The 26683-nt window shown below is 43.1% G+C and carries 17 protein-coding genes; 8 read left to right on the forward strand and 9 right to left on the reverse strand.

Features of this window, described 5'->3' with window-relative positions:
- Window positions 1–88 precede the first annotated feature (88 nt).
- Entirely contained in the window at window positions 89–733 is a 645-nt protein-coding gene (locus tag BMY70_RS01120; protein ID WP_090332550.1) for a DUF2306 domain-containing protein, read from the forward strand.
- A 1091-nt stretch (window positions 734–1824) separates the two neighbouring features.
- On the opposite strand, the gene BMY70_RS01130 is transcribed toward BMY70_RS01120, so the two are convergent.
- From BMY70_RS01130 to BMY70_RS01150, 5 genes are all read right to left on the reverse strand, one after another.
- Window positions 1825–4278 carry a TonB-dependent receptor domain-containing protein gene (locus BMY70_RS01130; protein WP_090331000.1) on the reverse strand — a complete coding sequence of 818 codons (2454 nt, stop codon included), beginning with the start codon at window positions 4276–4278 and terminating at the stop codon, window positions 1825–1827.
- 98 nt (window positions 4279–4376) lie between these two features.
- Window positions 4377–5192 (reverse strand): helix-turn-helix domain-containing protein, encoded by an 816-nt coding sequence (locus tag BMY70_RS01135; RefSeq protein WP_090332552.1) that lies wholly within the window; start codon window positions 5190–5192, stop codon window positions 4377–4379.
- 402 nt (window positions 5193–5594) lie between these two features.
- A complete protein-coding gene (locus BMY70_RS01140) occupies window positions 5595–5987 on the reverse strand; it encodes a response regulator (protein ID WP_090331003.1) in 393 nt (130 codons plus the stop codon).
- Between the two features lie 630 nt (window positions 5988–6617).
- Window positions 6618–10118 (reverse strand): ABC transporter permease/M1 family aminopeptidase, encoded by a 3501-nt coding sequence (locus BMY70_RS01145; protein ID WP_177196923.1) that lies wholly within the window; start codon window positions 10116–10118, stop codon window positions 6618–6620.
- A gap of 23 nt (window positions 10119–10141) precedes the next feature.
- A complete protein-coding gene (locus BMY70_RS01150; protein ID WP_090331008.1) occupies window positions 10142–11041 on the reverse strand; it encodes an ABC transporter ATP-binding protein in 900 nt (299 codons plus the stop codon).
- Between the two features lie 278 nt (window positions 11042–11319).
- On the opposite strand from BMY70_RS01150, the gene BMY70_RS01155 reads away from it, so the two are divergent.
- The 4 genes from BMY70_RS01155 to BMY70_RS31515 all read left to right on the forward strand — a co-directional run bounded on the left by BMY70_RS01155 (window position 11320) and on the right by BMY70_RS31515 (window position 16177).
- Complete coding sequence (locus tag BMY70_RS01155; RefSeq protein WP_177196924.1) at window positions 11320–12762, forward strand: sensor histidine kinase; 1443 nt, start codon at window positions 11320–11322, stop codon at window positions 12760–12762.
- On the forward strand, window positions 12737–13468 hold the full coding sequence (locus tag BMY70_RS01160; protein ID WP_090331015.1) for a LytR/AlgR family response regulator transcription factor: 732 nt from the start codon (window positions 12737–12739) through the stop codon (window positions 13466–13468). Before BMY70_RS01155 ends, BMY70_RS01160 begins: the two co-directional genes overlap by 26 nt.
- A gap of 873 nt (window positions 13469–14341) precedes the next feature.
- Window positions 14342–15319, forward strand: a complete 978-nt coding sequence (locus BMY70_RS01165; RefSeq protein WP_090331018.1) for a T9SS type A sorting domain-containing protein — start codon at window positions 14342–14344, stop codon at window positions 15317–15319.
- Window positions 15320–15340: 21 nt separating this feature from the next.
- Complete coding sequence (locus BMY70_RS31515) at window positions 15341–16177, forward strand: exosporium glycoprotein BclB-related protein (protein ID WP_090331020.1); 837 nt, start codon at window positions 15341–15343, stop codon at window positions 16175–16177.
- A 427-nt stretch (window positions 16178–16604) separates the two neighbouring features.
- Here BMY70_RS31515 and BMY70_RS01175 read toward each other — a convergent pair whose 3' ends face one another.
- Window positions 16605–17438, reverse strand: coding sequence for a helix-turn-helix domain-containing protein (locus tag BMY70_RS01175; RefSeq protein WP_090331023.1), 834 nt, complete (start codon window positions 17436–17438; stop codon window positions 16605–16607).
- A 377-nt stretch (window positions 17439–17815) separates the two neighbouring features.
- Between BMY70_RS01175 and BMY70_RS01180 the strand changes: the two genes are divergently transcribed.
- A complete protein-coding gene (locus BMY70_RS01180; RefSeq protein WP_090331025.1) occupies window positions 17816–18154 on the forward strand; it encodes a hypothetical protein in 339 nt (112 codons plus the stop codon).
- A 500-nt stretch (window positions 18155–18654) separates the two neighbouring features.
- Here BMY70_RS01180 and BMY70_RS01190 read toward each other — a convergent pair whose 3' ends face one another.
- Genes BMY70_RS01190 through BMY70_RS01200 form a run of 3 tightly spaced genes read right to left on the reverse strand, consistent with a single transcriptional unit; the run spans window position 18655 to window position 24388 of the window.
- A complete protein-coding gene (locus tag BMY70_RS01190) occupies window positions 18655–20067 on the reverse strand; it encodes an efflux transporter outer membrane subunit (RefSeq protein ID WP_090331030.1) in 1413 nt (470 codons plus the stop codon).
- A complete protein-coding gene (locus BMY70_RS01195) occupies window positions 20064–23225 on the reverse strand; it encodes an efflux RND transporter permease subunit (RefSeq protein WP_090331033.1) in 3162 nt (1053 codons plus the stop codon). The genes BMY70_RS01190 and BMY70_RS01195 overlap by 4 nt, the downstream gene beginning before the upstream one ends.
- Window positions 23226–23245: 20 nt before the next feature.
- The gene (locus BMY70_RS01200) at window positions 23246–24388 is read right to left on the reverse strand and encodes an efflux RND transporter periplasmic adaptor subunit (RefSeq protein WP_090331036.1); all 1143 of its coding nucleotides are present in this window, start codon (window positions 24386–24388) and stop codon (window positions 23246–23248) included.
- Between the two features lie 327 nt (window positions 24389–24715).
- Here BMY70_RS01200 and BMY70_RS01205 point away from each other — a divergent pair, with 327 nt between their 5' ends.
- Complete coding sequence (locus BMY70_RS01205) at window positions 24716–25816, forward strand: sensor histidine kinase (protein WP_090331038.1); 1101 nt, start codon at window positions 24716–24718, stop codon at window positions 25814–25816.
- Complete coding sequence (locus BMY70_RS01210; RefSeq protein WP_090331041.1) at window positions 25813–26568, forward strand: LytR/AlgR family response regulator transcription factor; 756 nt, start codon at window positions 25813–25815, stop codon at window positions 26566–26568. Before BMY70_RS01205 ends, BMY70_RS01210 begins: the two co-directional genes overlap by 4 nt.
- The last annotated feature ends 115 nt before the right edge of the window (window positions 26569–26683 follow it).

Genomic DNA, 26683 nt, shown 5'->3' on the forward strand with positions numbered 1-26683 from the left:
GTTCATGCCGCAATAAAACTTTTGCGCTGCTAGCATGAGTGGTGCAACCAAATTCCCCTTAAAAGCATCTTGTAAGAAAACTGAAGCGATGTCACAAAACCCCACTTCTTTGCGAAGTAATAAAATTCTAAGGATTACGCTGGCCGCGCTAGCTTCTATCATCGGACTGTATCCCTTGTTATATTTTTTCCAAAGTAGCTTTGGTTTATTAGGCAACAAAGACAGTATGTTGTTAGCAAATATGCTATGGAGCTCGGCTTTCTACATACACGTTACGACAGGAGGGCTTTCCCTGCTGATCGGCTGGGTTCAGTTTAATCAAAGGATCAGATTATCTGCTGCGGCTATACACCGCAGACTTGGAAAACTGTATTTATTATTTGCTCTTTGCAGTTCGGTTTCTTCTGCATACCTGGCACTGCATGCAGAAGGAGGAGTAATCTCAGCTACGGGATTTCTATGCCTTGCCATTGTCTGGTTTACCACCACATTCATGGGATACACCAGCATTAGGAAGGGGCGCGTGATTCAGCACAAAAGGTTCATGGTTTTTAGCTACGCATCATGTTTCGCGGCCGTAACATTACGTATTTGGCTACCCCTTCTTATTATTATTTACGGAGATTTTATTAAAGCCTATGTTCTTGTTGCATGGCTGTGCTGGTTGCCGAATATGTTTGTTGCGTATATGCTAACCCGAAATATAAATAAATCTCAGAACCAGTTTGTATGAGGCTATCACAGAAAAAGTTAACAACCTGGATAACACCTTTTATGATCGGGGCATTGCTGGGCTTTTACGAAATTTTGCATGGACTATTTTACGTACTCTATGGTACGCCTGACCAAAAGCGGGACTATCCGCTCGAAATTGTTCTTGGTCTGCTTATTATAACTGTATGCCTGGGAGGACACTGGCTGATTAGACGGATCTCAAATTCCAAAACGCGAACCATCTGGTTTACCGAATTCATATTGGTTTGCTTGATCCTATACGGTTTTTATCGTTCTTGATAAGATAAACCCAATCAGCGTATTCCTCAATTACCCACATTAACAACAATCCCGACTGTTTTATATATTTAACTCAACAAAGCAAGAATTTTTTTACTGAAAATTCAGCCAGCATGATAAATTTCTGATAAAAATTGGCAGCCTGTAGCTTGGACATTTTACCCAAAAATGGCTATCGAATCAGGATTCCTCAACCAGTTGCCATATTATTTTGCGTTTTTGTTTTGACGTCAGCGATCAGCCTGGTTAGTACCTTTGTACGATTAAAGATTGAAGAACGTACAATGTTTTTTAAGATGCCTTCAAATCCAGTATATCCAGCAGCCGCGCTGGTCTTCGATTAGTTAAAGACCGGCATTGCTGATGAATTCATATCAAAATTGCTCCGGAAAGTTTGTTACCTTCTTAACCCGCTTGATCAGTAAAAGATCCTTTTTCCCTAGGGTGGCAACAGACCCAAGTCTATTTCTGAAATTCTCTTCGTCTTATTGTACTATCAATACCGATTCTGATTTAATATTTGCCAATCAGAAAACCTTATCAAGGAGATTTATCCAGCTTATTTGCACTTGGCAGAAAGTCTTCTGTTGACAGAATTGAGAAGTTTATCGGTCACGCTCATTCTTCTCTGTACGAACTGTTCAGGCTTACTGGTGTTAAGATAGTCTCCCTGGAATCTGCATTCCGACAGTTTACTTGCATGCACCGTATGTTTTTTCAGCCGGCAGTCAGGATTACCTATCAGGCTGACAACGAACTATTAAGGTTTTGTATCCGTAATCTTTGTTTACTCAATAAAAATGCTCTGCACTAGAACTCCTTGTCTGTAAATTCACTAGACGGCAGTTTCACCTTTTTTGAAGTCTGATTAAGGTTGTAGCTTAGATTGAACATGAAAATATCTGTTTCCTGAATATAATTAGTGGTAGTAAAGAAGTTCTGTCCAAACGTTGTGATCCGCTGACGATTAGATCCCAGCACGCCTAAATCAACATTTTGCCATTGAACTGTGGCTGCAAGTTTTCCTTTTAAAAACGTTTTGCGGGCAGAAAGATTAGGAGTGATAAAGCGCGAATCTTCTCCCTGCGCAGTGATACGCCTGGAGAGGTAATTCATCGATCCCTGCAGTTGGAAAGTTGCTGATATCTTCCAAGTCGTATTGGCATTGATAGAATAAACCCAGCTCGACGTACTGACAGCAACAGCATCTTTGAAGAGTGAGCCTTTAATTTTATAGTGGTATAAATTTCCGCCGGCATAAATCTGCCAGGATTTCGTGACATTTACCGAGCTGCCCGTTTCCAATCCCCAGGACCTTGCAAGTCCTGCGTTGGTGTAGATCCGGTTTAAAATCGTGTCGTTATAAACGCTATTGACCCGGTTGATCACATTCTTGATCCGCTGATTATAAGCGGTTGCAAAAACACTTCCTTTTCCGAAATCATTTACAATACCAAGTTCTGTAAGATCAATAAATTCTGGCAATATGTTCGGATCTCCGGATTCAAGCGTTTCTGAATGCTCGCGCTCCGGGAACGGATTAAGTTCGCTATTTGTCGAGCGCTGCACCCGCTTATTATATCCGGCGCGGGCACGCAAGGATTTTGAAACCTGATATTGCAGGTTCACCGAGGGAAAAAGATTAGATAAGTTAAGGCTTGTGCGGTCCTGAGTTCCCGCAAGGAATATCCGGTTAGCATACTCGTAACGAAGTCCGCCTGTGTATTCCAGCTTACCTTGCTTTGCTGAAAACTGTCCGTATAGGGAATGGATTTCGTTGGTCACGCTGGTAAAGCTGCTAAACTGTGGAACTTGATTGAATGCTCCGGTTTTCAGATCAAGGTCCAGATATTGAAAATCACCTTTCTGAACCTGATATCTATACTGATAACCGCTTTCTAACTTGCCAGGACCTATGTTAATAAAAAAATCGCCTTTAAGCCTAAATGCATTCAGTGGGTTCTCACTTGGATTCCGGCTGCTTTGCAGGATCGCACGCCTGCCTGGTTCTTGCAGATTTACATTCGTTGTAAGTCCGATCATACCTGCGTTCTCAATCAGCCCGGAAACGGCTATTGATGCTTTGTTTTTGAAAGCGTGTGTGTAATCCAGGTTTCCCAGCGTAACCCGGCCAGACTTGCGGGCAACATTCGAATTAAAATAAACTAAACGCCCGACGATATCTCCGGTCCCCAGGTCGGTTTTTGTATTATTGTACAAAATATCGGCTCTGCGGGATTGAGAGCGGTAGCCTGTATAAAACCCTGCTGAGAATGTATTATGCGCGTCCGGAGTATATGAAACCGAGCCTCGCGCCGTGTAATTGTATCGGATAAAACTTCTTTCTCCATCTGATGGAAACGTGGTGAACACATTATCAATCGATGTATTGACATCTCCGGTACGCCGACCTGCGATGTCATTACGCAAATAGTTACCGCTCAGGCTAAGATCCCATTTTTCAGTGCGTACACTAAAGGTAGCGTCTGCTCCAAAACGGACAGGATTGTGCAAATTGTTATAGCGATAAATGGCTGGCAGACCACCTTGAATATTTACTGAAAATGACCTGCCCCCTGCCTGCGCGGCTTTGGTAGTGATGTTGATAATTCCCGATTTTCCGTCCGGATCAAACCTTGCGGATGGCGAAGTGATCACTTCCACGTTCTCAAGGGTGTTGGCCGGAATCTGGTTTAAAATCGTTGCAGCATCGGTTTGCACCGGTTTTCCGTTAATCAAAACCAAAAATCCTGTCGAACCTCGTAAGGTGATATTCCCTTCACTGTTGACTGTCACCGATGGCGTGTTCCTAAGCACGTCAATCGCTGTTCCGCCCTGACTATTAAAAAATCTGTTGGCCCGGTAAACCTGACGGTCGACTTTATTTTCCAAAATATGGCGTTGTCCAGTAACGCTCACTTCCTGTAATGTCCTCGGATCGGCATCCATCATCATGAGCGGAACTTCGATCATATTTTCACCCGGCGCGAAATCAGGGATCACCACGATAGATTTTCCATACCCAATGAATTGCGCTTGCAGGTAGTATGACCCTAGTGGTACATTATCGAATCTGAAAATTCCATGTTCAGAAGTGAGTGCACCGGAGATTAAAGTAGAATCCTGGCTCTTGAAAAGTGCCACCGAGCAGTAGGCTAATGGCTTGCTGGTTTGCCTGTCTACCACACTGCCGGTAATGACTTGACCCTGCACACAGCCGACAGAAATTAGCAAAATAAATATTTTCAGCGTAAAATTTTTCATGGTGAGTTAAAATGCATTTTCTGCAGCTTATGCAGATTCACAAAATTAACTCTACAACTTTAATAGACTTTGTACATTATTGCCAATTTCTGGTATATTCAGGAAATCCCTTTACGATAAATTCCCGGGATTACACCCGTCTGACGTTTGAAGAACTTATTGAAGTGGGAAGCGTCCACAAAACCAAGTTCATATGCTAGCTCAGTCAAGTTTTTGTTCGAGTACAACAGGAGTTTCTTAGATTCTGCGGTAAGTTTTTCATTGATCAACGCACCGACCGTTGTTCCCAAAAACTTCTTGCAGGCTGCATTGAGCGTTTTTGAAGTCGTATGCAAGCTTTTTGCATAAAAATTTGTGTCATGGTTTTCCTTATAAGCAGCATCAAGTAATGTTAAAAAATTGTTGAGTAATGGTGGAAATGGCGATGCAGCCTGTGACTTCATCTCGCGCTTGAGCAAATTAAATAGCAGCAGCAAATATGCCTGAATAACTGCCTGGTAATTGGTTTGGCATTTGGAATATTCCTTTTCAATACTGTCGAAAATACCTTGGAAGGTTTCATTTGCTTCTTCCAGTTCAAACCCGGACGGAAAAGCAGGCGGAAAGCTTTGAAAAAGGATATGGTACAAGGGATGGTCCAGCAAAAAATCTTTTTGGATCATGATAACAAATCCTTTTGGAACCTCGGTTAGCTGCCAGCTGTGGATCTGCCCGGGCATGACAAGGTACAAACTGTTTGGTTTTACATTGTAACGATTGAAATCGATTTGATGAAAGCCAGCACCCTGCTCTAAAAAAATAATTTCCAGGTATTCTTTATGACCATGAGGATGGGTATTTTTAATCACCTCCTTCATTCTTTTTATTCTGAAAAGCTCCTTTTCCTGTAGCTTATTCTTAATTGGTACATCCATTGTTTTCAAAAAAATTGTTGCCAGGCCTAGGTCCATCATATGGCTGTTTCCACATGTTCCTTTCCATTGACAAATATCCCATAAAATCAGCATTTGTCGGTCTTATATAAACTACCGACTTTTTAAAATCATGGGTCCTTGATAAAATGGACTTACAAATATCTGTTAAACGCTCTAGAAACCGTATGCTCCACAACTTGACCATACCCTGCCATCAGACCAGCAACAGCGTTAAAAATCAATCGATAAAAGAACGGATTGTTGATGGTCAATACCGCCGCTGTACCTTCGTTTGGAAATATACAATCGACGCGTCAAGCACAAAGGGTATAGCGAGCAGGATTAAATGTTAATGTTTGACTTGATGGCGGCAGACCCATAGAATAGAGCTGCCACCATTTTTTATATTTTGAGAAATAGTGCTATCAGCTTTTCTTTTAAGTCAGAGAGCGAACCTGTTTTTTCTAAAAACTCATCAATCCCGTTCCGGGTAAATTTTTCCTTCCATGTCTCAGGAATTGAAGATGAATAAATTATGATCCTGGGGTCATCAAACCTTCTTAAGTCCTGCAACTGGTTAATGCATTCAGGTCCGCCAATTCGGGGCAGATTAATATCGACGAACACATACCCCGGCTGTTCGGCCCCTGGTGTACCGAAATGCTTTATTGCCTGTTCACAATCGTCAAAATGGTAAATTTCAAAGGGCTCGTCAATTTCGTTTATAGCAATGTCAAAGATCTCATGATCATCGGAATCATCATCGATCATAACAAGTAATTTTTTGTTTCCCATGTGTGTAATTATGTTTTGGCTAATGTTGCCTGCAATCAAAAAACATTCATGCCAGTTCAGAAGGCCAGCAGCTGAATGCCTTCTGTTACCGATTTAAAAAATTGAATCTTTGATGATGAAGATGACTGTTTCTCTCTTTCGAAAGCCGTAACAGCAATAATCAGTAACTCTTAGATGATAAAGTGCATAGACGGATAGGAATTTCTTGATTTTACCTAATAGGATCAGTAGTATGATATGGCTTTGTCTCGTCGTTGAAGGTTAAAGAAGCAGATCATGAGTCTCTTATCCTGGGCGATAAAAATATAATGCAAAGCATTTACTATAAACGAGTTAAAAAGATTCACAAAGAAATTTTGGCATATATCTAGAAGGACTACTGCGGCAGCCAAATAGCCCTTTTGGAACAGTTAAATTTAAGATATATGATAAATATTACTGCTGACTTAAAAGCAAGACTTATGAATCCGCCCGGCTTTGGCTGATGACCGAAACTGAAAAAGTATAAATCATATGGAAAACCAGATACTGTTCCTAAAACCAAAGGCAGTAAGCAGTCAAATGCCGAATTTTAAAAAACTAGCAAAACCTTGCCCTATATATTGCTCACATATCTACGGCATCAAGTGTTTAGAAAGTAGCAAAGTTGTTATCATGATCGCTGTCCAGCATGTAACTGTAAGGATCTATTTCCACAACTTTTGGTTCTTTGCCAACCACAACTTCAATAACTGTCTGCGGTCTGTTAAAATGATACTTCCGAAAATAAATGGGTTTGCCCGATGTGCCCTGTGACGAACCGACTCCAAAGATGGCAACATCGACTAGATCATCGGTGTTCATTTTTTTTGGTTTCTCCTGTGTTTCATCTGTTTTATAGACCGAAACAAGTAGTTTTAAACGGATCTGCCCATTGCCGATCGACTTTCTTGAAAGCACCTGAATTCTGTTGTCATACACCACTACCTTTTTCAGATGATTTTCAATCAGAGTTTTTTCAAACGGCGTAGCATTTCGGGTCAATTCATTGATCAGGTCTTCCGCGGATGGTTTCTGATTTGGGAAAGCATGTCTATCAATCAAGGCTGCAAGCGCCCTGTTGATGCGTTCTTCGCCCAGGCATTCTTTAATCGCATACAGAGCTAATCCGCCTTTCTGGTAATGAACATAGGGCTGTCCCCAGGTTTTATACAAAGGGAGTTCCTTATGACCGGAGCTGTTGCGCAAACTAAAATAAAGTTCATTATCGCTTCGCAGATACCTGCTGAGCTTGATTTTACCCACCCGTTTTTCGGCTACAATTGCCTCGGTGTATTTCGCAAGTGATTCGGTTAAAAGCGCGCTGCCGGGGCCATCTTGCGGACTGATTTTATTAGCCCACCATTGATGCGCGGTCTCATGAACGGCTGTTAAGTATACAAAATTCAGCCGGGAAGCGTCTTTGGCATCAACCAAAAAATTATACTTTTCGCTGGCGAAAATCACGCCCGGATACGCGGTCGCTGCACCTCGGTAAGCGGGAATCTCGGCTAGGGTAATCTGTTTGAAAGGGTATGGACTAAACTGTGCATTTCCATAACGTACAGCGTCCTTCATGGCCTGCATCATCGCTGGCAGGTTTTGTGATTGCCCGGGCTGATAATAGATTTGATAAGTAACGCCATTTTGAATTTCCTTTCTGAGCGCATAACGCATACTGCTTACCGCAAACATAAACGATATTGGCCGCGTTGTTTTATAATAAAAATAACTTCGCTTGGCTATTTTCCAGGATTTTTTCAGGTGGCCGACTGAGACTACCTGCTGCCCGGCAGCCGTCGAGATGGTATTTTCAAAATCGACCTGGTTATATTGGTCCCCAATCACCGATGGGAAAGTCCAACTGGTTAATCCACATTTTTCTCTGATCTGGGGATCATCCAGCTCAAACCTTTCATTGTACCCAAAAAAAGGCAAAAATTTTTCCAGTTCGACATAGCTGCCGTTACTTACCACAGCATTTTCGCTATCAAACCGCTTAAAGCCCGAGCGGTCTGCTCGCAATGAAAAATTCAGTGTCGTTTCGGCTCCCGGCAACAGCGGTTTTTCCAGTTGATAAAAGTACTGCTTGAAAGCCTTGTCAGACCTAGTTAGCACAGCTCCCGCTATTTGGAGGTTGATCAGATTTACGGATGGATCTACGCCGACCCAAAGCATGCAGATAACAGATGCTGATTTATTCTTCACAGTGTATTTGCCTGATACCGAATAAGTTTGTTCATCGGGATAAATGTCAGTACTGATTTTAACCGCCGTGATCACCGGCTGCATGGCTGCTGCATGGGCTTTATACTTCTGTTCATACCTTTTTTGCCATTGAACGTCGTTTTTATTATCTCTTCCAAGAGCGGTGCCACTACTTTTTTGAGTTATATAGAATCCTGTGCAAATCAATAGAAGTAGGCACAAAAGTGCCGTAATTTTTGTCCCAGCATTCCAAAGGCGGAGCCCGGCCCTGATCCGCCTGCAAAAGGTATCGTGCCTTCCGTCGGGCCATAACCGGGCCGTGAGCAATCCTAGTAGTGAAGCTAAAAATGTCCAATAAAGCATATAGCCGTGAAACGAATAAGCGTAGTGCCCAAAACCATTGATGACCGTGTAAAAAGGTTCAGGCGCAGATCCGAAACGGAGCAAAGGATTTTCTATCCCAAGCATTTTTCCGAAAATACACAATCCGGTTACTACCAGGCTCAGCATCATGCTCAGATATTTATTCGGAACAATGGTTTGAATAAAAAAGATAAAAAACACAAAGAGAAACAGCTGAAAACCACTGTAAAAAAACAATGAAGCATAAGCCAAAAGCGAAATTTGGCTATCATTTGAACTGAGCTGATATGCAATTCCCGTTATGATATTACAACTGATCAATACCGTGATGACCGCTGAGAGCGCTAAGATTTTTGTTAAAAACAAAACGGCATTGGGTACCGGTGCAGAAAAGACAATGGCATGCATGCCACTTGCATGCTCCCTATGAATGAGCTCGGATGCGTAAAAAACCAGTAGTATCAAAGCCATCCGCACTGGCAGCAACTGCTCTATCACCAGTGCGGTAGTCGCAAAGAAACGAATGTCATATGGGCCGTGAAGCAGGTTCTCATGCACTTCCACTGCATACAAAAACACCCAAAGTGCCACAAGTACCAAAAAAAGTTTCTGCTTGAAAAGCGTTTCGATTTCTATACGTAACTGCGAGCGCATGGCAGAAATGTAATAACGAATGCCGAAGCTTTTGACCCCTACTGGACTGTAAATTTCTTCTTTTGAAGAGACTGACACAATTTGAGTGGTTTGCGGCAGCTTCACAGAAACCGGACTAAACGTAAAGCGACTGAAACTGAATCGAATGGCAAGCAGGGCAATGCAGCTCCACCCCAAGCGGTTTGCAAGTAATGCGCCTGTGATTGGAAAAAGATCCTGATTTCGGCGCGTGGCGGGCCAGCTTTTCACTTCACTGAAAAAGGTAGTCAATCCGAATGGATCTGCCAGCACAGACCATAGCCCCGGTCCGCCTGATTTTAACGCAGAAGTAGCCATAAGCGGAGAATTGCCTAAAATTGAAACCGTAAAATAAAGGATAAAAAGAAGGACTGCTGATACATACACAGCGCTGACATTTTGCGTCAGGAGGGCAACTGCACAGATCAGACTACTGCAAAAAAACGCATTGGGAAGCCCAAACATCACAAGTGGATGCAAGTAATATTGCAGTTGGAAATCCGTTTTCGGAAGGGCTGGAATACCAAATGAACCTATCAAAATCCCTGCCACGGCGGTACAGATTACCAGCGATACAGACAGAAGCAATCCAGAAAATCTGATACCCAAATAGAGGCTTTTACTAACACCGGTCGAATAAATTAACGCATCTGTCTGGTGGGACTTATCCCTAAGCACTACATTGGCACAACATAATGCACTGACAAACAGCAGAAAAATAGATAAGAGGCAAACAATGAAATTAATCACGTAGGGTCCGTTCTTATCAATTTGTGGTCCGCCGAAGCTACCATGGGGCATTAAAATGCCCAGGCAAAAAAATAATGCACACAAGGCCTGAAAAACAGTTTGTCTGAAATGATATCTCATTTCAAAACCAAGCAGGTTCAGCATCATAAAAACTGCCCCCTTCCCGGCTGCCGGGAGCCTGTTAACGTGGAAAAATAAACGTCTTCCAAACTGGGTTCCACAGGCTGAAACCCGCTATCGGGTTTAGTTTCAGATAATACATGAACCTGCGTACTGCCATGGATAAAGCGCGTTGAGATTACATGGCTATGAGCCTGCAGAATGCTCAATGCCTCTTTGCTGACCATTTTTTGCCAGACTCTGCCCGCTAGTTTTTCGGTTAACGCTGAGGGTTTGCCTTTTAAAATTAATTTACCACCGGTAAGTACAGCCATTTCAGGGCAAAGATCATGTACGTCTTCGACAATATGGGTGGAGAGCAGCACGATCACCTTCTCGCCTATCTCGCTTAAAAGATCGTGAAAACGGTTACGTTCTTTTGGGTCCAGCCCCGCGGTTGGTTCATCCGCAATGATCAGCTGCGGATTACCCAATAGCGCCTGGGCAATGCCAAAGCGCTGCCGCATGCCGCCTGAAAAAGTACTGACAGCCTGTCTTCGGTTTTCGAATAGATTAGTCTGCTGAAGCAGTGCCTGAACCTGCTGCTTTCGGTCCTCCTTATTGGCGATGCCTTTCAAAACAGCGAGATGATCCAACAATTGCACTGCTGAAATTTTGGGATAAACGCCGAAATCCTGCGGCAGATACCCAAGTTTGCTCCGAAGAAAATATGGGTTTTTCCCAATGTCGGTTCCATCCAAAAAAACGGCTCCGCTATCAGGCTGCAGTAATGTGGCCAAAATTTTCATCAGGGAGGACTTTCCTGCGCCATTGGGACCCAATAGCCCGAACATGCCGTTTCCAATTTCCAGCGACACGTCTTGCAGCGCCCTTACGCCATTGGGGTAGGTTTTTGTCAGATGTTCGATTTTCAGTCGTTGCATTGCCTTGCGATTAAAGATATTTGATATTTACCCAAAATTGCTCAATGCCCAAGTTCCTGCCCAAAATGGATGACAGGCGCATCACTTTTCAGGACAAACTTCCCTTTAAATAGGTTAAGAGTTTATTTTAGACCCATATCACCAAAAATGACGCTTTCATCATTCTTATTTGGCGGACCCAAATTTCTGCGGTTTCTTTAAGGCTTATGTTAAAATGGATTCAAAAAATCAGGCTGTTTCCCCGTCGGCTAGAGCTTTGGCTATATTCAGGGCTTTTTATGTGGATTGCCATTATTGAGGCGCAAAGCCATGATGGCAGCTGGCAAACCTATTTCTTTTGTATAATAACCCTTGCGGTGTCCCAAAGCCCAGTGCTGGGCTTCGTCTGGAATCAGGAACGCTTGCAAAAATCGCTTACCCCGCGTAGCTACCTGCGTTACCGCATTTTCTGTTTTGGAATTTACCTTCCACTGCTGGCGCTATTAAGCAGCCTTATGCTTCATCAGAATAAACGGGTATGGGAAATTATTCTGTTAGGCGCTGTTTGCACTTTCTGTCTGGAAATGATCCTTACAGCCAATGCTTATTTTGATCGCCGCTTGTTAACCGCCAAGTGGGTAAAGCACATGAGCCTGGAAAAGGCAGTTTTTATTTCGCTCACACTCATTGCGTTGACCTTATCAGCCATGGCAGTTTCAAGCCTGGGCAATCCACTGTATGACTCAAAAGGTCAATTTTTAATTGGATTTGAGTTCAGTCTGGTCAAGATTTTTTCCCTGTTTGATACATTTTTATCGTATGCAGCTCAACTGCTTTTGATGTATTTGTGCGGTTATGTTTTCTTTCTGATCAACAGCAGGATTCTGGTTGCAAAAGTATTGAAAGAAAAAGGGATGGTGCTGTATATTCTAAGCTCTTTGGCCACAGTAGGTATTTTCTATCCGTCGATGGGGAAACTGCTTTCTGACTTACCTTTCAGTAAACAATTGGGAGGAGTTTTTTCCAAAAATCCTTTTGTTTGGGAAAATGCGTTTGGTGCCATTATCATTTTGCTGATCAGTCTCCCTGTACTTCTTGCCACGCAGTGGTCTAAACAAAACTCACGGATTGTTTCCTTGGAAAAGGAAAAAAACCAGGCGCAGCTCAATCTTTTAAAACAACAGCTGAACCCGCATTTTTTCTTTAATACCCTTAACAATTTGTATGCCCTTAGCCTACAAAAATCCAAAGAAACCCCGCAGGTCATTCTTCAATTGGCCGATTTGATGCGTTATGTCATCTATAAAGCGCAGGACCATTCAGTACCAATCGCAGATGAGGTGCGGTATCTGGAAGATTATATCCAGCTGGAATCGATTCGGATTAAGGACAAATTCGACCTTCGCTTTGATTACGACACCGAAAATACAAAATTAAATATCGCGCCGCTACTGCTGATCGTGATAATAGAAAATGCTTTTAAACATGGTATTGAGCCTTGCGGCGCTGAAGCATTTTTACATATTACGTTGAAAACAAGACAGAATAAACTTTACTTTACCTGCCGGAATTCCTTTCAGCCAGGTATTGAAAATCAGTCCGGAATTGGATTGAACAATTTACAAAAGCGGCTTGATTTGTTATATCCCGGCCGGCACAAACTTCTAATTGAAAAGAAAAATATTACATTTAACGTACACCTGGAACTGGAAAATTATGAGTGTGAGATGCCTGATCATTGACGATGAACCCCTTGCGCATGAAGTGATCCTGGCTTACATGGCAGATATTCCGTTTCTGCAAAACGTTGGGCAATGTTATCTGGCCACAGAAGCCCTTACATTTTTAAGTATGCAGACAGTCGACCTGATATTTCTGGATATTCATATGCCGAAACTAAGCGGACTGGATTTTATCAGAACTTTGCAGCAGCGACCGTTAATTATTGTCACCTCAGCCCATCAGGAGCATGCACTGGAAAGTTTCGATCTGGAGGTTTGTGATTACCTTCTGAAACCATTTCGATTTGAACGATTTCTGAAAGCTGTCAACCGGGCGCAGACGCAGTTGAATCTGCGGAAGCCAAGTGCTGGCACCGGCCCTGAGCAGGATATAAACCCGGTTAGCGGCCCGAATTTTATTTATGTAAAGTCTGACAAAAGGCTTGTGAAAGTGCCGCTCGATGATGTTTTTTATTTGGAAAGCTTAGGCAATTATGTCAAGGTATGGGGTCAGAAAAGATTTATACTAACCCCTCGAACGCTGATCAGCTTTGAGCAGCAGCTGCCTCCCGGCTCTTTTATAAGGATTCACAAATCCTACATTCTGAACAAGGAATTCATCCATTATATCGAAGGCAATACCATATTTCTTAACAATGGCAGCCAGGTACCTGTTGGGAAAAACTATCGGCACCTACTTTCGAGTGATTCGCCCTTAACCTTATAAAAACCGTTCAGACAATTTTTGTTGATCTGATTAGACCGAAAATGGTAAGCCATTTTGCGTAAACAGCATCTCTTTCCTAACCTGGCCTACTACCTTTTGAAACAAAATTTTCCGCTTGGATAAACTCCTTTAAAGCTTTACAGCGCCACAAGAGCGTAAAATGCGTTTTAAAAAAAATAATTCTTACGGCCTGATTACTGCGAAGGGTTCTTATGTTCAAAAGGTAATATTACAAATCTCCATCTTACAATTGTACTCAGCATGCATTCGAAGCATCGCTGCAAAGTTTCTTTTCGGCCCCTCTTACTTCGGCAGGGGCTTTAGCTGGCTACTGTCCTGTTATTTGATTGGCGAATGTTTCGTTCTACAATTACCTTTCAATGGAAAAATAGGTGTCTCACTCCTACACAAGTTGTAAATTCCATATTATTCAGACATAGCTACTAAGGTAGTTCGTTCGGTGTCCAGTATGACCTTCTAGTATCGTCCCACTCCTTGCAGTAAGGAAATACAAATGATGCTCCCCTGCTACAATTAAAAGATGATGAAGCTGAAAGCCGTGGCAAAACGTGGCAGTTTAAGCACCACATCAAGTATTGTTAGCCGGCATCTTAGAGGTATGCCATAACAATGCTGTATGTAGAAATGATTCGTAAAGATAATCTAACGCTATGGATTGATTGAGTCTCTCCTATGGCCATAAGCGAAGAGCACTAGTAATATCATGACCGTTAACTAAGTTTTATACTACAATTTATTAATTTTATCACTTAAATTATCTAAATAATTTTATTTACAATACATTTACTTGTAGAACAATATAGAATTATTTCTATTCTATTTCTGGATTTTATCACTTTAATCTTAAAGCGCATGAAACGTTATTTACTTTTTTGCCAGCTTGCTTTATTGTATTCTTTACAAGCCGCCGCGCAGTTTACAGCAGGTAGCAGCGGATTTTTCACAAGTGTTGGTACTGACGTCTATATAGAGGGTCTTACATTCCGGCCCACTACGGCTTTTTCAATTATCAACAGAACCCTGACGATTTCACCTATTGCACTTGCCGGCTCACCTCCTAGCATTGCAAGGGTTTACACCTTTGATGCGCCTTTCAATTTTGTCGGCAGACTGGGTCTGTTTTACCAGGTTTCTGAAATTAATGGCAATACCGAAACGTTGCTTCAGGTTGTTCACAAGGATGCTGCTGTGGTCATTACAACCGGTAGTGTAGTCAATACAACTTCGCATTATATCTACAACGACCTGGCCGGCCCTATCACCTTAAGTGCCGCTACGGCTGCGCAACCAGGAGCATTACCTGTGACATTGGTTGATTTTACGGCAATAAAAGAAGGAAATATAGCGCAGTTGAGCTGGTTGACATCCTTTGAACGAAACAGCGATTACTTTGATGTAGAGCACAGCATAGATGCTAAACGATGGACAGTGCTTTCAAGTATCCAGGCAGCAACAAAAAGTCAGAGTCTGAAATCTTACAGCTATTCGCATGCCACACCCTTTTCGGGTTCAAATTTCTACCGGCTGAAAATGATTGATAAAGATCAGTCTTATGCTTACAGTAAGATTTGCGAGCTGCAATTTAGCACTAATTTCCAGGCCTCTTTATTTCCAAATCCGGTCGTCGAAAAGCTCAGCATCAAGGCGGATGACTGGAAAAACATTGTCAGTGTCAAACTATTGAACAGTCAGGGCATCTGTTTTTTTGAATCCGAAGGTATAACGCCATCTGCTGAAATTGATATGAAAAATTTTCCGGCGGGTCTTTATCTGGTTCAGATGACAAAAAGTGACGGCGCAATAAACGTGATCAAAGTAATCAAACAATAAAAAACCAAACGCTATTTAATCATGAAAAATTTATATAAATCAATCGGCAAGCCACAGTTTCAGAGGCTGTCGACAGCAAGAATGGTATACTCTCTATGCTTATTGCTTCTGTGCTCGGTAGGTGCAATGGCGCAAGTGGGTGTGGGAACTATTACGCCCGATGCAAGTGCTCAGCTTGATGTGACTTCAACCAACAAAGGAATACTGATTCCACGTATGAGCCGGGCTGAAAGAGATCTGATCGCCTCGCCAGCAACCGGACTATTGATTTTTCAAAACAATGAGACGCCCGGTTTCTACTATTATAACGGCACAGCCTGGGTTCCGTTCGTTTCCAGCACTGGCGGCGGCGCTATAATACCTTTCGCTTCTGGTACGCCTGTGGTTTTAACGACCGTTGCTGGCGGTCTTGCGGGAACAAGTTCCTTGCTTGGTTTCGGCTCCTCTGCTGCTGGGGTTAGCGTGCTGGGATCTACCATTGATCTAACAGGTACGGCGGGAACACTGCTTAATTTTGCATTCTCGGCACCGCGTTCGGGAACGATCGAGTCAATTTCAGCTTATTTCAGTACAACATTGGCACTTGCATTGATCGGTACATCGCTTAACGTCACTGCTCAATTGTATAAATCTACCTCAGATAACTCTTTTATCCCGGTTCCTGGTGCGGTGGTAACACTGCCTGCCTACACCGGTGTTTTAACGATCGGCTCAATTGCTAGGGGGATCACCACAGGCTTAAATATTCCGGTAAACGCGCAGGATCGGTTCCTGCTCGTTTATTCTGCGACAGCTTCTGGCATAAGTCTGATCAACTCGATAGCGGGTTATGCCAGCGCGGGCGTTTCAATTCGCTAAAAGGCAAACGCAATGCATATAAGATAAGGTTAATGATTAGAACAGTGCCAGTTACCGCATAACCTATTTTAATCGTAGATTTTATTTATCTCGGCTTTAGAAGTTACTCTGACTTGCTTTTAAGCCGTATGGGAAAGTATCACCCTGCGGAATTTAAGAAGATATCATCAAAGATCATGACTGACAAAAAACAGCCTGACACAAGGTTACTGTCAATCCTAACGCACTATGTATGAATATTGAGAAATATAATATAGGAACGCCGGATTTCGGTGTTCCTATATCTTATTGTCGAGCATGCCCGCTAGGCCAACCTAATATTGAAAATTTCTTTGAGCCATTTTGGCTAATATACAGCATTGCAAACGCAGGCTGTATCAGCAATACAACTCAGATAATCTGGCAATAAGTCTTCGCAATTGTTCTTTCATTTTAGCAGTTTCAATATCTCAATTCCATAAATTTTTTCAAATACCTTACTAAAATAGGAAGGAGTATGAAAGCCAGCCATGGCCGACACCTGCGAAATAGTGCGATATTTGCCTGTTCTGATAAGTTCCAAAGCAATCTGTAAACGAATGATTCTTACCAGACGGCTTGGGGTGATTCCTGCTATTCTGTTAACACGCCTAAATAGTGCTCTTTCACTGATACCCAATTCATTACAAATCAAACTATGGCTCAGATCTACTTTCCCTATGTATTTCCTGATAAGCTCTTCGAACTGCTGCAACCAGGCAAGGTCGGCCGCAGAAGGTTCTTCGTCTAGAAGTATGCCGGAGAATTTACCATGTATATTTCCTTCTTTTTGAACGGTCGTCTTGTTATCACTGAAAATTTCTTTTATTTCCGCCGACAAACCCAGGCTATCAGAGATTCTTCGCAATTCTTGCAGTTTTTTACGATAGGTAATATTTTTAGCGATTGCAAATACTACCTGATCCCTTTCAATCGGCATAGAGGTCCAGGAAAGCCAGACCACTTCTTCATATTTTGTCAAATACCTGTTTTCAAAATTTAGAAGTGGCTTATTTGTTTTGATGCTCTCCCTTTTATCATTCGTAACATTCCGATCGTCCGGGTGCACAAAGGAATTTATTGGCCTGGACATTAACTCTTCAAGGCTATAACCCAAAGTTTTTGAGACAGCCGGGTTAATTTTTTTAAAATAACCATCATAACCAGCCACGCAAAGTAAATCCGGCGACAATTCATAAAAGTATTCAAGGTCGAACGTTGTATCGGGCAGGTTAAGATCCATATGTGAGTTTTGAAGGGCTAAATAATCAAAGTTAACTTATGAAACGACATGTCCGCAGCTTCAAAGGAAAAATTTAATACCTATTATAACGCTCGAGACCAAATCTGGCAGGTTTGTTCAGTAAAATGGCAGGTTTGTTTGTTTTAACTTCCCCACTTTTGTCCTTTCGATAACCAAAAGGAACGCAATAACAAGGTCGTTGTCTTCGAGGTTAAATCATCACCATAGTAAATCAATACGCTGATATCTTTTAACAATACCAGGATCAATTTAAATTAATAATTGCATGACAATACAGATTTCAATGTTTACTTGATTTTACGCTGAAACCATTATTTATATCTTTTTACTAGCCCTCCTTTACGCAAATATTCACCATGTCAAAAACCAATATTTTTGTCTACGTCGAACTATCAAAACTCGTTTCAAATCTTAACATACATGCGACGGTCTCAAAAGAAATCTTAAAGCAACAAGCCGGTTATTTTAATGTGATCGGCAGCAATTATTTTTCTGCTGAACTAAATCCAGAGTGGGAAAATATCGTTTTAGAATTGAAACAAGCAGGAAAAGTTATCGACAACGATGGTCAAGTCAGGGCAAATGCATTTATCAATACGATAGACCAGATGTCCCAGAAAGATTGTCTAAACATGGTATTCCGCATTACCTCCCTCTACGAAAAAGTAAAATCAGAACTGGCATTCTATGACTGAATATTTTGCCGGGTCAGTTTGTGTAAGTAGTTCCGAACATTTCCTGAGCGTTTCAGGGAATGTTTCTTAAAAATGAAGAAGGCCATGCCAGCCTTCCGTATCGTTTCTGCAAAAGGCACAATCTCATCTGTCGAAAATCACCAGCGCAGAATGTACCCAGACTCAAAATGGCGACATATTGCAGCTCAGCAGACATGATCGAGCATCAAAACCTGGAAAGCCGGCCACTCAAAACAATGCTTGCCACGCTGATGTTCTGCACATATTTTCAAACAGATATCCTTTTCTAACTCCCATCCATACTCATCAAAATCGCCGGCATAAGAAATAACTTAACCAGGTTTACATCTATGTCGGAAAAGAAAGCACAGGTAGCTGATTTATGTTTTCTTCTAACCCCGTAATCTATAAAATTGCTTCATCACCAAGGACATCGGCATGGACCGCATTCAGTTGTAACCTGCCCGAAATTAACACTGCGGGCAGGCCACTCTTCATTATTACTCAACCCCTCCACCCAAAGCCCTATAAAGGTCAGTGACCGCATTGAGCTGCTCTAACTGGATTGTTATAGCTTCCAGATCGTTTTGTAACCGGTTATTCTGAGCTGTAATTACTTCCAGATAAGTTGCCATGCCGCTTTTATACAATTTCAAGGCATCGTTCGTAGCTTTATTTAACAAAGCCGTTCTTTCTTGGGCCAATATGATTCTTTCAGATGCACCAGCCGACCGGGCCATGGCATCAGATACTTCGCCTACTGCGGTCAGCATTGTTTGTTTGAATTGAATGACCGCAATTTTTTGATCCAAGGCAGCGTTTTCATATCCGGTCCGCAAAGCCCGTTTCTGAAATACTGGCTGCGTCAAATTGATAGCCAGAGTCCTTGTCATCGACCCGGGCAGGTCGAACCATCTGTTGAACCTAAATGAATTTGCTCCGATTTGCGGGGTAAGACTGAATGCCGGATACATGGCTGCCTTGGCAAGGCCAGTTCTCGCATTGGCGCCTACGACTGCATACTCCGCAGACTTGACATCAGGCCTGCGGCTAAGTAGCTGTGCAGGAATTGCAGATGCAAAAGCTGCGTTGGGCTTCGCTTTTGCAAAACTTCCTTCGCGCACAATACGATCAGGATAACTGCCACAAAGGATACTTAATGCATTCTCCTGAACGGCAATGTTTTGCATGGCCAACGGCACGAGCAGTTCTGCCGTTTTCTTTTGGGCCTCTGCCTGATCCACAGCCAGAGAATTAATTTGCCCTGCGTTGTATTGCAGTTGTAGCATATGCAGTGTGCTGTCGCTGAGGGCAATATTCTGCCTGGCAATTTTCAGCTGTTCATCCAGGCTGATCAGGTTGTAATAGGCCTGAGCGACCTGGCTGATAATACGTGTTTTTAAGGCGTACAGATTTTCCTGCTGGCCGAAATAATTAGCTATGGCAGCTTCTTTCTGCATTTTGGTCTTGCCCCAAATATCCGCTTCCCAGGAAACCTGCAGGGTTGCCGAATAATCGTCCATGTAAGAAGTTCCAATAAATTGCTCGCTCAAAGATCCGTTCAGCGAATTCTTAGATAACCACGCACGGCTTGCGCCTGCATTCAAATTTACGGTGGGTAACAAACCCATTCTGGCCTGTTTTACGGCCAGATCTAGCTGCTCGATGTTTTTGACGGCCACGGCCACTTCATTATTTTTATTTAATGCTTTTTCGATCAGAGAGATCAGCTGCGGTTCCCGAAAGAAAGTCCTCCAAGGCAATTGCACAGAGTCGGCTGTAACAGCGAGAGTAGTGCGGAAGTGTCCGGGTGTATTCAGATCTGTACGCTGGTATTTCTTTCCCACCACACAGGATGACAGGCTTGCGGCCAAAATAAGTGCGGTTACTATATTTTTATTAAACGATATCATAATGGCTCATTAATAGGTTGGACTATGATTTGCTTTGTGCCTGATATTTTTTCCTGTAAATATTGGAAAAGCATGTAAAGCAGCGGTATAACAAATACTCCCAGGATAACACCACTCAGCATGCCCATTGCGGCACCCGTGCTGATAGACCGGTTACCTGCGGCAGAACCTCCCTTGGCTACCATGAGCGGAATCATGCCCACAATAAAAGCAAACGATGTCATAATGATCGGGCGAAGCCTCGACTTTGCGCCTTCAATGGCAGACTCGATAATCGATAGCCCCGAATAACGCCTCTGAACGGCAAATTCAACGATCAGGATGGCGTTTTTAGCCAAGAGTCCTACCAACATAATAAGCCCGACCTGCACGTAAATGTTATTATCAAAACCAATGGCTCTGGTGGCCACAAACGAGCCGATCATACCTGTTGGGATCGAAAGCAGAACAGCGAATGGTATCAGGTAGCTTTCAAACTGTGCTGCCAGAAGAAAATACACGAACAGCAAACACAGTGCCAAAATAAATATTGTCTGGTTTCCTGCTGACTTTTCTTCAAGGCTAAGACCAGTCCATTCATAACCATAATCTGAAGGCAATTTCTCAAACACATTCTTTTCCAGATTTTCCATCATATCGCCATTACTGACGCCTGGCGATGCAACTACGGTAATGTTCAGGGCATTGAACAAGTTGTAGCGATCCACCGATTCGGGCCCATACACTTTATGCAACTTGATCAGCGATTTTACAGGCACCATCTGATTCAGATCGTTGCGCACAAAGATCTCATTGAACGCCTGCTGATCCATCCTAAAGACACCGTCCGCTTTGATACTTACCCGGTAAAATTTACCAAATTTTGTAAAGTTTAAACTTTGGTCGCCAGAAAAATAGCTTTGGATCGTACCCATCATTCCGCTCACGCTCACCCCCATTTGCTGGGCTTTTTCGTTGTCCACTTCCATTTCTAATTGCGGAAAATCAGTGCGAAATGTAGTGTAGGCAAATTGTACGCCTGGCTGCTTCATAATCTGTCCAATCACTTTATCTGACATCGCTTTCAAACTGGTGGCATCCTTTCCAGTTTTATCCTGCAAAACGACTTCGGCACCGCTGGTGATTCCGTACCCTTCCACCGGCGGGCTTCTAAACGCCATAATTGCCCCTTCCTTAACAGTTGAAAATTGTGCGGTCATATTAGCCAGAATCGAATCAATATCTTTCTGGGCTCCCCTATCCTTTTTATCCCGGAGTTTGATAAAACCCATTCCATAGGCAGGGCTGGCACTATTAGACAGAATGTTAAACCCTGTGATGATGGAGCTGGTCTGTACCGCTTGGTTGCCAGAAAGAATCTTTTCGATCTTATCGGCCGTGGCTGTGGTACGGTCCAGCGCAGTTCCGGGAGGCATACTTAAACTGAAAATAATGAAACCATCGTCCTCCATAGGAACAAAACTTTTCGGTGTGCTCAGCATCAGCCAACCGGCAATCGCAGTAATCATCACAATCAGGCCCGCGCCCAGCCATCTTCTTTTGATCAGAAATTTTAGCCCGGTGATGTATTTTCCTGTCAGATTATCAAAACCTGCATTGAAAGCCGCAAAAAATCGGTTCTTAAAACCCTGGTGAACAGCGTTTTGCCTATGTTCTTCTGCATGCGTATTTTTTAATAGCAATGCGCAGAGTGCCGGTGTCAACGTCAAAGCATTAACGGCCGAGATTATGATGGCAATAGCCATCGTATAGGCAAATTGCTTGTAGAAAATTCCGGCCGAACCCGTCATAAATCCGATCGGAATAAATACCGCCGACATCACGAGTGTAATGGAAATCACTGCGCCCGTAATTTCGCTCATCGCGCTATGCGTCGCCTGTTTTCCTGTCATCGTAGACCCTTCCATTTTGCTATGCACAGCCTCTACGACGACAATGGCGTCATCGACCACAATACCGATCGCAAGCACCAGGGCAAAAAGTGTCAGCACATTGATCGTAAAGCCAAACACGAGCAGAAAAAAGAACGTGCCCACGATAGCAACCGGAACCGCAATGGCCGGAATAATGGTGGAGCGAAAATCCTGCAAAAAGATAAATACCACGACAAACACAAGAATAAAGGCTTCGATCAATGTTGACTTAACCTGACTCGTTGCTTCGTCCAAACGCTCTTTTGTACTCATCAAACTGGTATATTCAATGCCGGGAGGAAAAGACTTGGAAGCTTTTGCCAGCACATCCTGTACGCCGATTTCAATTGCATTCGCATTCGAACCTGTCGTTTGCAGAATTGCAATGGTAATAGCGTTTTTCCCGTTGGATGTTGTATTTCCGCCGTAATTCAGAGAACCAAATTCAATCCTGGCTACGTCTTTCAAACGGGTCAGTTCTGTGCCGTTTCTTTTGACTACAATGTTCTCGTACTCAGCGGGCTGATTCTTTTTCCCTTTATAACGCATGACATATTCCAGTGCAGCGTGCGATTCCTGCCCTAATTTACCGGGGGCGGCTTCCAGGCTTTGGTCGGCAATTGCCCGGTTCACATCGGATGGAACCAGGCCGTAGCTTGCCATTTTTTGCGGATTAAGCCACACACGCATCGAATAATCCTTGGCTCCGAACGATTGTGCCTGTCCTACCCCAGGCACGCGCTTTATTTGAGGAATCAGGTTGATATTGACATAATTTTGTAAAAAAAGCTCGTCGTATTTACTGTTATCTGTCGTAAATACATTGAAGATCATAATCATACTGTTCTGCTGCTTGGAAGTCGTAAGTCCCATCTGAATTACTTCCTGCGGCAATATCGGAGTTGCCTGCTGTACGCGGTTTTGCACATTCACAGCGGCCTGATCAGGATTTACGCCCTGCTTGAAAATCACAGAAATCGAGAAAGAACCGTCATTGCTGGCCGTTGATTTAATATACTGCATATTCTCTACACCATTGATCTGCTCTTCAAGGGGTGTTACAACAGAACGGATAACAGCCTCACTATTTCCTCCGGGGTAAACACCGGAGACCATCACGGTCGGCGGCGAAATATCGGGAAAGCGGGTTACGGGCAACCGAATCAGGCCGAGAATACCCAAAATAAGTAACACGACAGAGATCACCGTGGCGGTTACGGGCTTGTCTATTATATTTTTTAACATGATCTGATTTTACTTTGGAATTACTTGGAAAGTGAGTCTGCTAAAACTGTCTTGGGCGCGACAACCATTCCTTCAATGAGTGCATCAATACGGTTCACAGCTATTTGATCGCCTTTTTTTAAACCGGATTTTACAAGGTAACTGTTGCCTGACGCGCCGCTGATCTCTATGGAAGTCATGGCTACTTTGTTGCTGTCTGCCAGTTTGAAGACGAAATATTTATCCTGGATATCCTTTACGGCAGCCATCGGCAGCTTCAATACATTATCCAACATCCTGTGGATCACAATTTTCCCAGAACCTCCCGAGCGTAAGAGCTTATCAGGATTTGGGAATACAGCTTTCATACTCATACTTCCCGTTGCGCGGTCGATATTGCCACTGGCACTTTCCAGCTTACCTGGCATTATATAGGCAGAGCCATCGGCCATGATCAACTCCACCCTTGCTGCTTTGTGATTGCCTGCCTTTTTGAATGCAATGAAATCGGCTTCGCTCATCGAGAAGTAGACAAACACTGAATTGATATCTGACAGAGTGGTCAATGGCACCGCATCCGAAGGTGTTACCAGGTTACCAATGCGATTGGGAATCCGTCCTATATAACCACTGACGGGCGCTTGGATCAAGGCAAAGCCTGCGCTGATCTTCGATGACCCCAGGGCCGCTTTGGCTTGGGCCACCTGGGCTGTGGCAGCATCTAAGCTTGCCTGCGCCGAACGTAATTGCATATCGGATACCACTTTTCCTTCTACCAAAGGCTTTATTTTTTCGACTTCCAGACTAGCGTTGGCCTGTGCTGCCAATGCGGATTTCAAACCCGCGTCGCTGCTGTTGACCTGCTCTTTGAAAACCTCACTTTTGATCTTAAAAAGCGACTGACCTTTTTGCACGTAGTCACCTTCTGTCACATATATCTTTTCCAGGTATCCGCTTACCTGCGCTTTCACATCGACATTCACCTTTCCTTCGATCGCACCTGGATAGCTCGTTTCCACTGGCGTGTTACCGTTGCTGAGTGTGATGAAATCCGTTTCCAGCGGTGGCATTTGGCCATAACCACCTTGATCTGCCTTTGTGCCGCAAGAACCAGAAAGGGCTGCTACTGATAATAGCCATAGTCCGGCAGTGATATGTTTTGATTTAAAAGTGAACTTAAACATGATTCATAGATTAATTTTGCTGGCAAATAAATCTCTCACATGAAGCTCTTAAAGCACTTTTTTGACTGAACCGTAGTTTTTGGCAACTGAATCGCGGGATGTTTAGAACCGAATGATCAGTCATTCGCACATCTTATTACGCCCCTGTTATGGGTTTTCGGTCATGAGTAATTTACATAATGACGGTCTGGTTAATAATTTTCTCCGACTCGGTAGCTAATTTTTACGATTCGGTTCATTTTCCTGAATACCTGTTCCGGAACCATCCTAATTTGCAGCAGAAATATTGTATAACTTCGCAGCCGTTCAATTACTGAAAAGTCAGATATGGAAAAAGCACGTAGTCAATTGATAACCAGAAAAAGCAAGCTGATCCTGCTGGCCTGTTTCTCGTTTGTGATGTTCTACGTGTTCACATACATGCTCAATCCCTACGACATCTGGTGGAAGCAGTATTTTGCAAGAAATGCGATGGACATTTTGATAGAATGGGCTTTGTCGCTGATGTCCTGTTCGCTGATAGCCGTATCCAGTATTTCAATTCATGAATGGCTAAATCAAAAATTACCCTGGATAGAAACGCCACTACGCCGGTTGGCGGTAGAAACTTTGCTCAATGTGGCCAGCGTGGTTTTGCTGATTTTCAGCCAGCTCATTGTTATGTATCTACTCGAAGATGTCAGTTCGGAGCTTTTTGGCGACAATAACGAAAACCGCTGGTACTGGCAATGGCTCACAGTCAGTATTTTTATTGCCCTCACCATTAGCGCAATACATACCGGAGATTATCTGATTCTGAACTGGAAAAATGCTGCCCTGGAAGCCACAGAGCACAAGCTGAAATCCGCACAGCACCAGCAAGCCGCCACCGAGGCAGAATTGCAGGCCTTGAAACTGCAGCTGGATCCCCATTTTGTTTTTAACAATCTGAGTGTCTTGTCGGAACTTATCCTTGAAGACCAGCAGCTCGGCTATGATTATGCTGAGAACTTCTCCAAAGTTTACCGCTATCTGCTTCTGAACTCACGAAAAGACCTCATTACGCTGGAAGATGAGATGAAATTTTTAAAAGCCTACATTTTTCTGCTCGAACACCGTGCCGGCAGCGGGATTCATTTTGAAATCAACATTAATGCAGACCACCTGAATCTTCACCTGCCGCCAATGACTTTACAACTGCTGATTGAGAATGCGATGAAACACAACAAATTTCTCAAGTCCAATCCACTGAAAATATCCGTTAAAAGTGGCCAAAACTCAGAACTAATTGTTTCAAACTCTATCATCCCTTTACAAAAAAAAGAACCCTCATCTTCCCTGGGTCTTCAGAATATTGCCCAGCGGTATTTGCTTCTGTCAGACAGAGAGCCTGTGATCACAGCGAATGATTATTTTTTTTCAGTATCGATTCCATTGATAAAATCATGATAAAGGACATATTGATCATTGAAGACGAGAAACCAAATGCGGACCGTTTAAAAAGACTCATCGCTGCGGTAAGACCAGCCGTCAATATCGTCAGCGTGCTTGAAAGTGTATCGGAAAGTATAGAATGGCTCCAAGCCCACGAGTGTCCAGACCTGATCATGATGGACGTTCGCCTGCCAGACGGAATTAGTTTTGAAATATTTGAAAAGGTTACACCCCAATGCCCGATCATTTTCACCACGGCCTATGACGAATATGCGGTACGGGCGTTCAAATTTAATAGTGTCGACTATCTATTAAAACCCGTTGAGAAGGATGAATTGGAGCATTCATTCCGGTCCGCAGAAAACCGGCAGCAAAAAGATCAGACCATATCCATTGATAGCCTTTTAAACCATCTTCAAAAGAACGTCTACCGAAGCCGCTTTCTTTTGCCCTTTCGCGATGGCTATAAGAGTCTACTGACCAGCGACATAGAGTACATCTATTCTGAACTCAAGGTTACAAAGGCAAGATTACAGAATGGCAGTGAAGTAGTGCTGGCTCAAACACTCGAAGAGCTTGAGCAACAGCTCGACCCGAAACTTTTCTTCCGCGTTAACCGTCAAATAATCTTACATATCGATTCTATCAGGCATATCCACAATTATTTCAACGGCAAGCTAAAAATTGAATTAAAAAAAAATCCGGCCCTCGATATCATCGTCAGCCGTGATAAGGCAGGACTTATAAAGGCGTGGATGGATTTTTAACCATTCCATTTTTTCTAGCTAAAAAGGGCTTGCAGTCAGAAAGATGATTTTCAGTCGAAGACAAAAGAGCCTCTTTTCAAAATGTCAGTGGGGGGTATGCGATAGAAAATCGTGA

Origin of the sequence: Dyadobacter koreensis, assembly GCF_900108855.1 — a bacterium.
Classification (GTDB): Bacteria; Bacteroidota; Bacteroidia; order Cytophagales; family Spirosomataceae; genus Dyadobacter; species Dyadobacter koreensis.

Bases quoted from the DNA above. Each gene is read 5' to 3' on its own strand.
- BMY70_RS01120 (WP_090332550.1), top strand. From the start codon at position 89: ATGTCACAAAACCCCACTTCTTTGCGAAGTAATAAAATTCTAAGGATT.
- BMY70_RS01130 (WP_090331000.1), bottom strand. From the start codon at position 4,278: ATGAAAAATTTTACGCTGAAAATATTTATTTTGCTAATTTCTGTCGGC.
- BMY70_RS01135 (WP_090332552.1), bottom strand. From the start codon at position 5,192: ATGGATGTACCAATTAAGAATAAGCTACAGGAAAAGGAGCTTTTCAGA.
- BMY70_RS01140 (WP_090331003.1), bottom strand. From the start codon at position 5,987: ATGGGAAACAAAAAATTACTTGTTATGATCGATGATGATTCCGATGAT.
- BMY70_RS01145 (WP_177196923.1), bottom strand. From the start codon at position 10,118: ATGAGATATCATTTCAGACAAACTGTTTTTCAGGCCTTGTGTGCATTA.
- BMY70_RS01150 (WP_090331008.1), bottom strand. From the start codon at position 11,041: ATGCAACGACTGAAAATCGAACATCTGACAAAAACCTACCCCAATGGC.
- BMY70_RS01155 (WP_177196924.1), top strand. From the start codon at position 11,320: ATGTGGATTGCCATTATTGAGGCGCAAAGCCATGATGGCAGCTGGCAA.
- BMY70_RS01160 (WP_090331015.1), top strand. From the start codon at position 12,737: ATGAGTGTGAGATGCCTGATCATTGACGATGAACCCCTTGCGCATGAA.
- BMY70_RS01165 (WP_090331018.1), top strand. From the start codon at position 14,342: ATGAAACGTTATTTACTTTTTTGCCAGCTTGCTTTATTGTATTCTTTA.
- BMY70_RS31515 (WP_090331020.1), top strand. From the start codon at position 15,341: ATGAAAAATTTATATAAATCAATCGGCAAGCCACAGTTTCAGAGGCTG.
- BMY70_RS01175 (WP_090331023.1), bottom strand. From the start codon at position 17,438: ATGGATCTTAACCTGCCCGATACAACGTTCGACCTTGAATACTTTTAT.
- BMY70_RS01180 (WP_090331025.1), top strand. From the start codon at position 17,816: ATGTCAAAAACCAATATTTTTGTCTACGTCGAACTATCAAAACTCGTT.
- BMY70_RS01190 (WP_090331030.1), bottom strand. From the start codon at position 20,067: ATGATATCGTTTAATAAAAATATAGTAACCGCACTTATTTTGGCCGCA.
- BMY70_RS01195 (WP_090331033.1), bottom strand. From the start codon at position 23,225: ATGTTAAAAAATATAATAGACAAGCCCGTAACCGCCACGGTGATCTCT.
- BMY70_RS01200 (WP_090331036.1), bottom strand. From the start codon at position 24,388: ATGTTTAAGTTCACTTTTAAATCAAAACATATCACTGCCGGACTATGG.
- BMY70_RS01205 (WP_090331038.1), top strand. From the start codon at position 24,716: ATGGAAAAAGCACGTAGTCAATTGATAACCAGAAAAAGCAAGCTGATC.
- BMY70_RS01210 (WP_090331041.1), top strand. From the start codon at position 25,813: ATGATAAAGGACATATTGATCATTGAAGACGAGAAACCAAATGCGGAC.